Origin of the sequence: Vibrio chagasii (assembly GCF_024347355.1) — a bacterium.
GTDB classification, from domain to species: domain Bacteria; phylum Pseudomonadota; class Gammaproteobacteria; order Enterobacterales; family Vibrionaceae; genus Vibrio; species Vibrio chagasii.
Window position 1 is genome coordinate 1552352 of sequence record NZ_AP025465.1, and the last position, 13482, is coordinate 1565833.

Sequence of the window (13482 nt, forward strand, 5' to 3'; positions counted from 1 at the left end):
ATTATGAGATCACGACTGGTATTACTTGTCGCCATTGCTGCCTTAATCATCGGCGCACTAGGCGTTATCGATCTGTTCAAAAGTGAACCTAAACCAACAACAACTGATGAAGTGGTCGCTGAAAAAAGCGAAAAGCATGTTGGGGTTTGGATTAGCACCAAAAGCTTTGAAAAAGGGTATGCAATCAATGCACAAGGTGTCGTTAAACAGCAATTGCCTCTCAGTGAAGCATTGACGCTTGGTGTTAGAGAAGATGCTCAGATCAGCTTTTCACCTTCCATTCTATTAAATCGAAATCTTAAAGCAGGCGATGTTGTATTGCCTGAATATCAAGTGAGCCCGGGCAAGCCTGGCTACATTGACCTTCTAGTTACAGAGGGCATGACGTTATACCCACTCAAGGTCAGCGATAAAAATCTGATTAATGATTACATCCGACCGGGTTCGTTTATCGATGTACTTACGGTGAGTTCACCTAACGCCAATTTGGCTGGCAACATCGATAAGCCAAAGCGCTTTAGGGGAGTGAAGGCGTCGATGTTTTTGAAACACGTCAAGGTACTCAATATCGGTAATGATGACACGGGTGATAGTTCTATTACCGCTCGCTCTCCGAGCAAAGAAGATGGTCTGACAACCGTTGTTATTGAAGTGAGCCCGGATGAACTACCAAAACTCGCGCTTGCGCAACGAACCATGCATATCGAAATCTATCGCAGTCAACACTATTTGCAGCCGGAGTTCGCCGAGGTACGCAATATCATCGATAACTATACAGGCATTGTTGAGTTACGTGGTAACGAGAACACCCCAAGAGAGGCTTTGTGATGAGAATTACCCATCGAGTTAAACGAGCACTGTTTGGTTCTATTCTAGTAACGCTGGTTGGCTTACTTTCTACCACAAACACTTTTGCGGCTGATCGTTCTATCACGCTCAATGATGGTCAGCACATCCAATTTAAAAGCCCAATCGGTCAAGTGTTCATTAACAACCCAAGTATCGTTGACTACAAGATAATCAATGACAATACCCTTGTAGTATTTGCCAATAGCGTGGGTCAATCGCGTTTGATTGTCTACGGCGTTGATGACGATGTACTGCTATCAGACCGTATTATTGTTGACCTGAACTTAACGGACATCAGGCGACAACTCAAATTCCTTTTCCCTGATGCCAAGGTCAAGGTTCAGTCAGTGGGAGAGCAAGTCGCAGTGAGTGGCGTTGTTGACTCAGAAGCAACGCGTGACGACATCTACCGCTTGGTCGCGACGCTGCTAGGTCGAGAAAAAACGGAGAAATGGGACAAAACGCAAAAGCTAGAGTTTAAATCTGATAGTTCAGACTATGAAGAACCTGAAAGCATGGTGTTTGCCCGCAATATGACGTGGGAAGGGATCATTGAACGGATTGAAGTCGCGACGACTCAGCAAGTGAACGTCAAGATATCGGTCGCTCAAGTAACAGAATCGTTTGGGCAAACCGTCGGTGTTGATTGGAGCACCGTTGGCTCAAGTGTGGGTGAGTTTGTTTTCGACCAATTTGATGCGGTTAACCTCAGCACCTTAATCATGGCGTTAGGTAACGACCAAATCGCAGAGGTTCTCGCAGAGCCAAACTTGACGGTCTTGTCTGGCGAGTCTGCAAGCTTTCTCGTTGGTGGTGAAGTGCCAGTTATCGTCTCTACCAGCAGTAACGTAAACATTTCATTTAAAGAGTTCGGTATCAAGCTGGACCTGACGGCCAAAGTGTTGAGCCAAGACAAAATCCGTATGCAACTAGCACCGGAAGTGAGTGAGGTTGAGGGTTACGTAGAAGCCGCCGGTATAAAAGTACCGCAATTGGCCTCTCGACGTGCCATGACAACCGTGGAGCTTGCCGATGGAGATAGCTTTGTTCTCGGTGGTTTGATGAGCAGTGCTGACTTGGAAAAAATGCAGAAGATCCCTTTTGTTGGCGATATTCCAGTTCTTGGTGCCGCATTTAGAAAAGCAACCACTGAAAGAAAACGCACCGAATTGATCATCGTAGCCACCGTAAACCTCGTGGAGCCGATGAAGCCGAAAGATATTCAACTGCCATATATCAAGAAAACATCGACATTGGCACGTTGGCTGAACATCAAATGGGATGGTAAAGAGGTGACGTCTTCTGATGCAACGATTCGTCTGCTGTCGCAAGGAGGATTTATCCAATGAAGAAACTAGTATTGATGGCGTTGTTCGCGATTTCACTATTCGGCTGTGCTTCTGAACAATATTTTGTCGGTCATGGTTCTGAAGCCCTGGTATACAAAGAGCATCACAGCTTTAAGTTCGAGATTAAAAGCCGTGCAGAAACCACCAAGCAACTCGACGTTTTAATACACAAGATTGAGTCGATGGATAAAGAAGCGACCTACTTGGTGGATTATAAGTCGGCCGTTAACAAGAAGATGTTGCAGGGGATCTTTGAACAGTACCCATCGCACATCATCGCCCCACAGAGAGTGGTTTATCGACATGCCCAGTTATTACCAACTGATCTAAATATCCAAGTGACGTTAACGGGATTGAAGAGCCAAGAATGTACACCAGCACAGATTCATGTTCGTGCAAGGCAGTCCGATTGTTTTGTTGAATCGATGAGATTGAAGCAAGTCGCGTACAAGTCGAGATTGGTAGGAGAACAATAATGTTTGATCTAACGAAAGCATTAACAACGAAGGCTAAGCCAGTTCAGGCAACCTCGATAGGTGTCGCTGGGTGTACGTTGTTTTACCAATCACAAGAGTGTTTAAGCCTGGTTCAGGAAGTGTTTCGCTTTGAAGGTTGGAATGAGCCTGCGTGTGTGAAAGCGACAGCGGGCATCACCAAAATCACCGAGCAACAAAGTAGTCATATCGTGATTCTAGAGCTTAATGAGTCGAGTAATGTGGTGGAAGATGCGAAAGCTTTTGCCAGCAAACTGCCGACTCATAAAGGTGTGGTCGTGATTGGCAAAGAAGATGCCATTTCAACGCTTCGTTCTCTCAAAGACATGGGTTTCTATTATGTGTTCTGGCCTGTGAATAAGCAGGAGTTCGCAGATTTCTTAACGCACGTAAGTAAGAACCTAAAAACCTTCTCTGGTGTCAGTCAGAAACGTAAAGCAAAGCGTGTTGCCATCGTTGGCGCAAAAGGCGGCGTAGGCACGTCGTTTATCTCTACTGAGCTCGGGTCACTGTTGTCGACACAGGGCTCAGACACCATTCTTGTTGATCATCAATACGCCGACACCAACATTGATGTGTTGCTGGGTTTAAAAGACTTTAAGCCACGAACTATTGATGAGTTTACCGCGCCACTGCATGAAATGGATGAAGAGGGGGCATTGAGTTACCTCACGAGCGCTCGTAAGAACCTGCGTTTGCTCGCCATTGACGGTGACATGAGCCAAAACGACGTGCTTAATTACAACCAAACCTTGTGTGAGTTGTTGGCAAGAAACGCTAACTTCATCATCGAAGACTTCTCTGGCGCTGTGGACTTCAAAGTTGAACCACAACTCTTGGTAGAAAACTTTGATGTGGTCGTGTTGGTGTTCGACGCGTCGGTGTCATCCGTGAGAAGTGCGAAGCGACTGTTTGAAAAGATAGCGAGCTTACAGCTCACGTTATCATCGCGTACGCGCGTCATTATGGTTGCCAACTACCATCGCCCGCAAGGCGCTTATGTGTTGCAGAAACCCGATCTAGCGAAGTATCTCGGAGCAAATGTTGATCTAGAGGTCGACTATTGTAAGTTGTTGGCGCACATCATTATCGATGGAAAGCGAGCCCATAAACACGACCGTCATGTGAGTCGTTCTATGGAACAGTTGGTCAAGCTGATTAATGGACAGCCGATTGACCAAAAAGCGATGAATTCTTGGTTAAAGAAGGTGCGTGTTAAATGAGTTCAAACAAAGACTTATATCTCACTTTTCGTGGTCAAATCTTTGAGGCATTAGATGCAGAAGCGGTTCAGAAAATGAGCCGTAAAGACCTAGAATCACAGATTCAAGCCGCGGTTGATTTGCTGGCAAACAGTTACCAAAGACCCATCACATCGATGATGAAGTCTGGTTTGGTGAAAAGTTTAATCGATGAGCTGTTTGGTCTTGGTCCACTTCAGCCTTTGGTCGAAGATCAGTCTATCTCCGATATTATGGTGAACGGGCCAAATAACATCTTTTTCGAACGACATGGCAAGGTCAAAAAATCTGAAGTCTCGTTTGTGAATGAAGAGCAGCTATTGGCGATTGCTAAGCGTATTGCCTCGCGTGTTGGACGACGTGTCGATGAGCTTTCTCCTACGGTCGATGCAAGGCTAGAAGATGGCAGCCGTGTGAACATTGTGATCCCACCGATTGCATTAGACGGTACCTCAATCTCCATTCGTAAGTTCAGAGAGCAGAACATCGGATTTGAAGACCTGATCGGTTTCGGTTCGATGTCTCCAGACATGGCGAGAGTACTGATGATTGCTTCTCGCTGCCGTATCAATGTTTTGATCTCTGGCGGTACGGGTTCAGGTAAAACGACGCTACTCAACGCGCTCTCTCAATACATTGCGGAAGACGAACGTATCGTCACGATTGAAGATGCCGCTGAATTACGTCTACAACAACCCAACTTGGTTCGACTTGAAACGCGAACCTCCAGTGTTGAACAAACCGGAGCGGTCACCCAGCGAGACTTGGTGATTAACGCACTGCGTATGCGTCCTGATCGAATCATCCTTGGTGAGTGTCGTGGCTCTGAAGCATTTGAAATGTTGCAAGCAATGAACACTGGACACGATGGCTCTATGTCTACGCTCCACGCGAACACTCCAAGAGATGCGATTGCCCGTGTTGAGTCTATGGTAATGATGGCGAATTTAAATCAGCCTCTAGATGCGATTCGTAGAACGATCGTCAGTGCCGTGCAGATGATTGTTCAAGTGAATAGGCTGCGTGATGGGTCTCGTAAAATTACCAGCATCTCAGAAATCGTCGGGCTTGAGGGCGATAGCGTGGTGATGGAAGAGATCTATCGCTTCCGTTACGACGATGCTCATTTCGGTGAAAACGTGAAAGGAGATTTTGTCACCAACGGCATTATGCAGCGATCTGAGCTTGTGAAAAAAGCGCAATTCTTTGGGCTCTATGAAGAGCTTATCGCATCCTTTAAGGGGGCATAACATGCTTTGGATTTCGTTGATCCTATTCGCTTTTGTGCTGCTTTTGATTCGGGACTCAAAGGTAAAAAAGGTCAATCAATTCTTTAATATTGAAGAAGCGGAAGCGGAAAACTTTAACGCTATTAACGTGAAATCATTGGTTCGTAAACAGAGCTGGCACACGTTCAAAGAGTCCATTTCACCAACCTTGATGGTGTTGGGGCCGCGTTCTACCTTGTACATCGCGTTATACATTACGGGCAGTTTAATTACCTCGTGGTACATCGTGATTGACTTGCTTTCGATGACAAACTCCTGGTGGGTACCTGTGTTGGCTTCGATTTTTTCCTTTTTCGGTTACCGCTTCTTGGTGACCAGAAGGCGTCGAGATTTCGAGAATACCTTCCCAGATGCGTTGAACATTCTGATGAGTGCGGTGACGGCGGGTGACAGTTTGATGCAAGCCATTAGTTATGTTGGCGAAGTGATGGACAACCCTATCGGGCGTGAATTTAAGCTGATGGGCGACCGATTGAAATTAGGTGAATCGCCAGAAGTGGTGCTTAAGCGATCGTGCAAAAAATACCCGTATCCAGAGTTTTTGTTCTTCACCGTGACGCTTAGAGCCAATATTGCGCGCGGCGGGCAGCTCAAAGGTGTGTTAGCTCGATTGATTCGCGTACTAGTGGATTCCAGAACGTTAGAAAAAAAGAAGATGGCGATGACTTCGGAAGCGAGGATCTCCGCCAAGATTGTTGCCGCTATACCTTTGGTTTTTATGATCATTCTGAATTATGTAAACCCCGACAATGTCAATTATGTCCTGTATGACGAATCAGGTCGTGTGGTGTTGTTTTACGTACTTGGCAGTGAGCTGTTCGGCTTGTTCATCGTTTGGCTATTAGTAAGAGGTGTACGAGCATGATGATATTAGCTTCGCTTATCGTTCTGTTTTTTTCGCTGCTCTTTTTGATTATTGAGTCGGTGCGTTCTGATCAAAGGCAAAAGAAGGTTGCTGCGTATATTGGGGGGGATGCCATTAAACCACCTTCGCGCATGAACCGCTTCTTTGTTCGATTTGGTAAGGAGCATAGACATGAACTTGAACAGAAACTAATAGAAGCAGGTTATTACAACACCGAATGGGCAAAGTTTTACTTTCCAGCCAAGGTGTTGGTGTTAGGCCTTGTTTCAGGTTTGGTTCTGTTAGGGGACATGACATCGACCAACAAATTGCTGGTGGTGATTGTCTCTCTAATTGCGGTGATTGTTGTTCCGGATACCTTGTTGCAAATGCGACGCAAGATGTTGATCAGCAAAACCTCAGCACAGCTCCCTTATTTACTAGACATGATGTCGGTATGTGTACAAACCGGCATGACAATAGAGGCATCTTTAGTGTACTTGGGTAAAGAGCTGGCCGAGTTTGATTCCGACCTTTGCTACCAAATTAAGCGTACCTCTGACTCTGCCAAGATACATGGTGTAGAGAAGGCATTGAACGATTTGACTGAGCGTATTCCAACTCCCGCCGTTCGAAGCTTTGTTCTGACGATTATTCAGAACTTGCAATACGGTACTTCTGTCGCTCAAACACTCAGTGACCTTGCTGAAGATATGCGAAAAGTTCAAATCCTCACGGTTGAAGAAAAGGTAGGTAAGCTCTCTGCAAAGATGAGTGTGCCGTTGATCCTTTTCATCATGTTTCCGATCGTCATCTTGATTCTCGCACCGAGCATCATGCAAATGACATTGAGTATCTAGGGGCGTGAAGCATGAATAAAAAAACGATGTACCTGATGCTGCTAACGCTAAGCCTGTTAGCCGGGTGCCAATCGACACCTTCCGAGCAAGACCACCAGCTTGCCGAGGTGACCAGTATGGAGAAGGTCAAAAACTACGATGGTCTCATTAACCATTACAAATCTCAGCTTGAGCAAGGCTCCCAAGATCCAGTGGTGAAACAGAAACTAGCATGGGCGTACTTCTATAAAGGCGACATCGAATCCGCAGATTTTTACGCTCAACACCTGAAAAAAGAGGGCATCGAAAACCCAGACCTTTATCAGTTAGAAGGGCAAGTATTTGATGCCAAAAATGACACGGATAGTGCGATAGCTGCTTATATTGCATCTGTCGAGGCTGGTAATAGGGCTGGTCAAATTCACGTATTACTCGGCGTGTCATACACAAAAATTGGTCAGTATGAGAAAGCATATCAAGAGCTGAATCTGGCACGCTTACGTGGTTATAACGATGTGGTGGTTAAGAACAACATCGCGATGGTCCAGATGGCTAATGGTGAGTTCCAGCAGGCGATTGAAACATTAGCGCCAGTGTTGAAAGAAGAACCAACCAATCAGATTGTAAAAGCGAACTTGGCGATAGCATTGATGAAAACCCAGCAGATTGATTCGGCCCAAAAGCTACTTAAAGGCGACTTTTCGGCGCAAGAAATTCAAGTGATTGCCGCTGAATTGACTCAACTGGGAGTGAGCGATGAAGCGTCTTAATAAGCAGAAAGGGGTGACAGCGATTGAGTTTGTTTTAGGGGCTCTGGTGCTGTTCTTCGCAACCTTTGCGATCTTTGAGTCGAGCTACCAAATCTACGTTGTAAACATGACCGAATACTCGCTTAGAGAAACGATCAGAAATACCAAGATCTATGAAGGTAAAGGGATCAATGAGCAATACGAGAACAAGTTCCGAAGCTTGATTGAAGATGATGACAATCTATGGAGCTTTTTGATTGATGGCTCACGCTTCTCGATGAAGGGTCAGTATTTCAAAACCTACGACGATTTTGTTGAGAACAGAGGGCATTCGGACCAAGGTTTGAACTTCAATTACGATCTGGCCGAAATTACCGTGACTTATCGCTACACACCAATCATTAAATTGGCTGGTGCAGCAGATAGAGATATTTCACGCACAATGGTTTTGAACTTAGAACACGAGGGGTGGAACGATGATGCGCCGTAACCCAGGAGCGTTTTATGGAAATCGCCAACAAGGTTCTTTTACCGTTGAGTTGCTGTTCATCCTTGTCGCGTTGTGGGGCGTTTATCTTTTTGGCGCCGATTTAAGCCATCAGCTGCTCGCACGCGCAAAGCTCGATAGGTCCAGCTTTGCTTTGGTGAACGTGATTAAAGAACGCACGCGTTATTTTGAAGCGGATGTATTGGCGGGGCAGAACCTGTCTGTGACTAACTCAGAATTACAAGACATGACGAAGGTAGCAAGTCGAATGCTCAATACACCCGTAGACAATGTGGCAATCAAGATCGAGTCGTTAACGAACAACAGTAATGTCGCTGAGTTTAGTAGCAGTAAGTTCAGAAGCTTAAATTGCCAGACGGATTCAATTATTGACCATGCGGATTTAGCGCCGGTAGATAAGGGCGTTGTTTACCCCTTGTATCGCGTTAGCCTTTGCGAAGAGGAAAGCTCTTGGTTCAAGCCGTTCTTTAATGATGGTACGAGTACCACGGTTAAGATTGCCTCTTCTTCTATCATGCCTGGGAGATAATGAAATGAAAATTCAGCATGAACGTCATATCAATCGTCAGTATCTCAGTCTACAAAGACAGCAAGGTGTCGCCGCAGTATGGATGGGCTTATTGCTTGTTCCTATCATGGGAATGACCTTTTGGGCAGTTGAAGGTACACGCTACTTGCAAGAGACCAGTCGACTTAGAGATTCCGCAGAGGCTGCGGCAATAGCGGTGACTATTGAAGATCAGCCTGATCTTGCGCGTGGATTAGCAACTCAATATGTCGAGAATTACGTGAGGGACATTAAGTCTACCAATCTTTCTGCACAGAGATTTCATCAAGCGGAAGATGAGGGAGCAGGGATTCTTGAATATATCCAATACACGGTTAATGCAAAGACCACTCATGACTCTTGGTTTGCGAGCAGTTTTATCCCTTCGTTTGATGAGCAGCAAGATCTGGCAGGGCGCTCACTAGCGCGAAAATACCCCGTTTACCTTGGTGATAACAACATCGACATTGTGTTCGTATCAGACTTTTCTGGCTCGATGGATGATAGGTGGGGGTCAAGTCGTCATAAAAAAATTGATGATTTGAAAACGGCCATCGATCAGATATCTAGCAAGATCCTGTGCACATCGACTGACTTAGAGTACGTCGATGGTGAGTGGAAAGAGGTGTGTGATGAACCTGGAGAAGACACCACCGGAGATAAGTTACTTAACCGAGTGGGCTTTGTGCCTTTTAACGTGAGAACGAGGGAAATCGTCTCAGGTGGTCGAGCGAACGCTACCAGTCAGTTGAGTTATAAACACAATTATAAACCCAACGTGTCCCCTTATTCTTACAACGATGTTAATTGGGATTATTGGCGTGCGTATTCGCAGAATGAGGTACTCAATTGCGCGAATTGGCAGTCCTACTGCCCAAGCCCAAAATCGGACAATCAAAAGTACGCTAAGCGCATCAAGGATGTGATCTATTTAGATAACTATCACGTTGCTGACGTATACAACTATGTTGATTTATCCACGTCTGTAGCCACGATGTTTACGGACAAGTCGGGGTTAAGACCCAACTTCTATGGTGTGAATGGAACGGATCTTTTTAACGCTCATGGTTCTTCAAGTTCAACGCAGTTTAAAAACATTCGATTATCGAACAAATTGTCCGATCTAAACCCGATTAGTTCTATGTGGGCAGACGGTGGCACCGCCGCCTTTCAAGGGATCTTAAGAGGCTCTCAAATCCTTAAGGATGGCGATCCCAATAGCTCGGATGACGAAGAACAGCAAGCATACAACAAGAAAATCAAGATGCTGCTTATTTTGAGTGATGGTCAAGAAAGCCCTAATAACGGCATTCTTAAAGGGCTTGTTGATAGAGGCATGTGTGACAAAGCAAGAGAGGAGATACCTGGCTTATATATTGGTGTCATCGGTATCGATTTCCGTGCTTCTCAGCAAAGCGGTTTTCAAGACTGTGTTATCGACCCAAATGAGGACATCATCGACGTATCTAACCTTGATGAATTGATTGAAAAGATAGAAGAACTCATCCGTAAAGGCTCAAAAACAAGCGGCATCACTAAGTTGTATTAGAGGAAAATATGAAAAAGTTAATGATCGGTTCCATTGTCCTGTCGACATTGCAATTTAGCCTTCACGCCAATGCGGAGGACGGCATAAGCGTTTATTGCGACACGGCATTCAGTGAATATCAACACAGTGTGAGAGTTGATGATGTTGTTGGTGTCGCGCAGCACAGGTTGGGGGCGCTACAAATAGAGCAACAATCCGATAGCAACGAGTTGAAACAGGCATTAGCCAGCCAATCGAGTCTAGGTATCAATAAAGCCGGATGTAAGACTTGGATCAGCAGCCAAGAGCGCCACAGATTGTTGGCTCGAATCCACTTTGGTTTTGACCAACACAGTCTAACACCAATGGGCAGCAAAGCACTGAGCCAACTCGCTAGTGAATTACAAACCAGTGGCAGTTCGGTCACGGTCGATGGGCACACAGACAGCACTGGTGATGAAGGCTACAACCAAGCTTTAGGGCTACAAAGAGCGCTCACTACTTCGAATGCTTTGGTTGCTGATGGGGTAGAGAAGAATCGCTTGGTTATTCGTTCTTTTGGTGAAAGTAAGCCTATCTCTTCTAATGAAACGAGTGAATGGCGAGCAAAGAACAGACGAGTCGAGATCTGGACGTCGAATGATGATGCTACAGAACGAGTGAACTAAGAGCATATCTTAGCGTTCAACCCAATATAAATAGTTAATGGAGTCAGTGGCTTGTGATGTGGCTAAGAAAAAGTCTTAGCCATCAATCTGTCGGAACCCCACTCAATATTACCTTGCTTAGAATTTTTGTTATAACGGATGCTAATGAATATTCAATCAAATTTAACTATCTGATACTAAAGAATAATTGATGCTATTTGACAGAGTCTCTTCTGAAGGGATGGAACAAAATATCGACGTAGATACTTGGATATCTATATTGGACAACATATGCGACATTATGGACGCATCGAATGCGGGAATCATCACGATCTCCGATTTTACTTGTTTGGGATTTGAGAGCGTTTTATGTTCTTCAACCAAGTTATGCGAGCAGCACAAAAGTAAGATCAGTTGTTTTTGTGAGTACGTATACAAAGAGAACCGCACGGTTTATTTGAGTGGATGTTCTTGTGGTGAGGCAACTGTTGAGAAGGAGCCTGACGACTATAAATCATTTTGTGGCATCCCCATCAGCGGCACAGATGGAGAAGTGTTTGCCATCCTATTTGTGTTTGACTTGAATCCAACCGAGTATACGGAAAGCCAAGTGAACCTGATTGAGAACATTTCAACCTTACTACGCTCTGAAATCCTCTTGAAAGAAGAGAGCAGGATTTTATATAAAAACAGCCACTTCGATATCATGACGATGTTGCTCAATCGAAGGGGGTTCTTTTATGAGTTCAACAAAGCAAACATTGATGATGGAGAGATCGTTTGTCTGTATTTTGACTTGGATAATTTAAAGTACATCAATGATACTTATGGGCACTTTAAAGGTGACGACTATATTTCTGGCTTTGCTTCGTGCATAAGAAATAACATCAAATACAACACAATACCGGCGAGAGTCGGTGGTGATGAGTTCATTGTGGTTATTCATTCAGAAGAGCCCGGATACGCTTGTGAATTGGTTCGTAAAATTCGTGCAGATTTTCATGAGTTCATTGAAGGGTTTCGTGGTGATGATGATGTTTCACTTGGGTTTTCCTATGGGTGCGGAACTTCTGATTCTCAAAGTTTGAACATCATTAACTTGATCAAGTCATCAGACGAGAACATGTATCGCAATAAGAAAAATAAGCTGTAAGTTATACAACTTTTATATGCCGATGACAGGTACGAAAAAGCCCACCAGTGTGCAATGTAGTTCACTTAAGCGGAGCTGCTTTGCGATTAATTGGGTAGCGAGTCTTTGATATTTTTACCGCCCTAGGCCGATTAGGCTTAGGGCGTTTGTCTATAAAGAGGACTGATAAGTCTCCCCTTAGACTCTTTAAACGCTTAGGTGTATTGCCTGGCGATATCGCTTTACTCATCACCTTCAGTTGGCTCGCTATAAACTGACAAGCGTATTTAAAGCTAATTTCATTCGGCATTCTTCCATGTTCAACTGCTGCCTGACTTGCTTCACGTCTTACCAAATTATAACCAAGCAACAGCCCCCAGAGTTCTTGATAAACAAGGTTTACTGTTTTACTGCGTAATACTAAGGCATTGTGTTGCATTGAGCTTTTGATATCACGATAACCTAATTCGATTTCCCAACGTTCATGATAAAGTTCGGCTACCGCTTTCGCGTCGTAGTCTGCTCTTGGAAGGGATGTAAAAACAGTTTTCTGCTTACCTTGTACTTCATAGGTCACCGCTCTGACTTGCCATTTTTCAGGTAAACTAGGGTTCTTTTTGAGAGCTTGCGGTGAGACGTTCATTTCGATGAGCATATCATTGCTTTCTTCTTCATCTAAAAGTGTGTATTTCAACCCTTTCCTTGCTGGTATCAACCAATGTCTATTAATACCGCTATTTTGAAGAGAGAGAAGTAAGTCTGCACCGTAAAAACCTTTATCTAGTAACGTCACAGAGTTATCTGGTAAAGAGTCGATGAAGGGCATAGCAAGTGGGATTTCACCACGCCGATAAGGGCTTATGGCAGCGTCAACGATGACATGAGAACGGACATTCATCATAGTCACAACTCTTAGCATTGGATGTGGTGTCTGCCTGCTACTCGAGGTATTACCCGAGCCAAAGTGCTCTCTAAGTTCGGGCGTATCCGCGGTGCGAAAAAGAGCACCGTCTACAGCAAAAACTTGTAATCCTTGCCACGTATCATCACGGTATCGTTCAAGACCCCACGTTCGCCCACATTGTTTAAACAACCACTCTGGTGCAGCACTGCCTAAACGTTGTCTTGCCTGGGTTAAAGCACTTTTTGCTAATAACTCTTCATCAGCCAAGCCATCCGCACAGACATTCATTCTTCGTGCGACTTCGGCAATTGGTTCATTACGGAAGAAGGCCATGCCGACAATTAGCCACAAGACCATGTCACTTGGTAGTCGACGTCGGCGAATAGTCGCTTTATCAGAAAGACTAGCTGCCTTAACAACCCATTCATCTGGGATATGTTCAGAGAAAGTGGTGAGTTGAGCTACATCAACAGGATTTTCTTCGAGGAAATCGACAAAATAGTTTTGGATAGACATAAAAAATCGGAAGCCTAGAAACAGGCTTCCGATTATCTCTCAGAAG

At 44.8% G+C, this 13482-nt stretch carries 14 protein-coding genes; 13 read left to right on the forward strand and 1 reads right to left on the reverse strand.

Annotated features, from left to right (window positions below):
* The first annotated feature begins 3 nt into the window (after positions 1–3).
* From cpaB to OCV52_RS07225, 13 genes are all read left to right on the forward strand, one after another.
* Positions 4–828: a Flp pilus assembly protein CpaB gene (cpaB, locus tag OCV52_RS07165; RefSeq protein ID WP_137407757.1), complete on the forward strand. Its 825-nt coding sequence runs from the start codon at positions 4–6 to the stop codon at positions 826–828.
* Entirely contained in the window at positions 828–2198 is a 1371-nt protein-coding gene (locus OCV52_RS07170) for a type II and III secretion system protein family protein (RefSeq protein ID WP_137407770.1), read from the forward strand. Before cpaB ends, OCV52_RS07170 begins: the two co-directional genes overlap by 1 nt.
* Positions 2195–2674 (forward strand): hypothetical protein, encoded by a 480-nt coding sequence (locus OCV52_RS07175; RefSeq protein ID WP_137407758.1) that lies wholly within the window; start codon positions 2195–2197, stop codon positions 2672–2674. Before OCV52_RS07170 ends, OCV52_RS07175 begins: the two co-directional genes overlap by 4 nt.
* On the forward strand, positions 2674–3915 hold the full coding sequence (locus OCV52_RS07180; RefSeq protein ID WP_137407759.1) for an AAA family ATPase: 1242 nt from the start codon (positions 2674–2676) through the stop codon (positions 3913–3915). The genes OCV52_RS07175 and OCV52_RS07180 overlap by 1 nt, the downstream gene beginning before the upstream one ends.
* Entirely contained in the window at positions 3912–5183 is a 1272-nt protein-coding gene (locus OCV52_RS07185; protein ID WP_137407760.1) for a CpaF family protein, read from the forward strand. Before OCV52_RS07180 ends, OCV52_RS07185 begins: the two co-directional genes overlap by 4 nt.
* A gap of 1 nt (position 5184) precedes the next feature.
* Entirely contained in the window at positions 5185–6087 is a 903-nt protein-coding gene (locus OCV52_RS07190; RefSeq protein WP_137407761.1) for a type II secretion system F family protein, read from the forward strand.
* On the forward strand, positions 6084–6926 hold the full coding sequence (locus OCV52_RS07195) for a type II secretion system F family protein (protein WP_137407762.1): 843 nt from the start codon (positions 6084–6086) through the stop codon (positions 6924–6926). Before OCV52_RS07190 ends, OCV52_RS07195 begins: the two co-directional genes overlap by 4 nt.
* 11 nt (positions 6927–6937) lie before the next feature.
* Positions 6938–7675, forward strand: coding sequence for a tetratricopeptide repeat protein (locus OCV52_RS07200; RefSeq protein ID WP_137407763.1), 738 nt, complete (start codon positions 6938–6940; stop codon positions 7673–7675).
* Entirely contained in the window at positions 7662–8144 is a 483-nt protein-coding gene (locus tag OCV52_RS07205) for a TadE/TadG family type IV pilus assembly protein (RefSeq protein ID WP_137407764.1), read from the forward strand. Before OCV52_RS07200 ends, OCV52_RS07205 begins: the two co-directional genes overlap by 14 nt.
* On the forward strand, positions 8134–8691 hold the full coding sequence (gene tadF / locus OCV52_RS07210; RefSeq protein WP_105057041.1) for a tight adherence pilus pseudopilin TadF: 558 nt from the start codon (positions 8134–8136) through the stop codon (positions 8689–8691). Before OCV52_RS07205 ends, tadF begins: the two co-directional genes overlap by 11 nt.
* A 4-nt stretch (positions 8692–8695) precedes the next feature.
* Positions 8696–10258, forward strand: coding sequence for a TadE/TadG family type IV pilus assembly protein (locus tag OCV52_RS07215; protein ID WP_137407765.1), 1563 nt, complete (start codon positions 8696–8698; stop codon positions 10256–10258).
* Between the two features lie 8 nt (positions 10259–10266).
* Positions 10267–10905, forward strand: coding sequence for an OmpA family protein (locus tag OCV52_RS07220; RefSeq protein ID WP_137407766.1), 639 nt, complete (start codon positions 10267–10269; stop codon positions 10903–10905).
* A gap of 190 nt (positions 10906–11095) precedes the next feature.
* Positions 11096–12037: a sensor domain-containing diguanylate cyclase gene (locus OCV52_RS07225; protein WP_137407767.1), complete on the forward strand. Its 942-nt coding sequence runs from the start codon at positions 11096–11098 to the stop codon at positions 12035–12037.
* Positions 12038–12098: 61 nt separating this feature from the next.
* Here OCV52_RS07225 and OCV52_RS07230 read toward each other — a convergent pair whose 3' ends face one another.
* Positions 12099–13436: an IS4 family transposase gene (locus OCV52_RS07230; protein WP_137409200.1), complete on the reverse strand. Its 1338-nt coding sequence runs from the start codon at positions 13434–13436 to the stop codon at positions 12099–12101.
* Between the last annotated feature and the right edge of the window lie 46 nt (positions 13437–13482).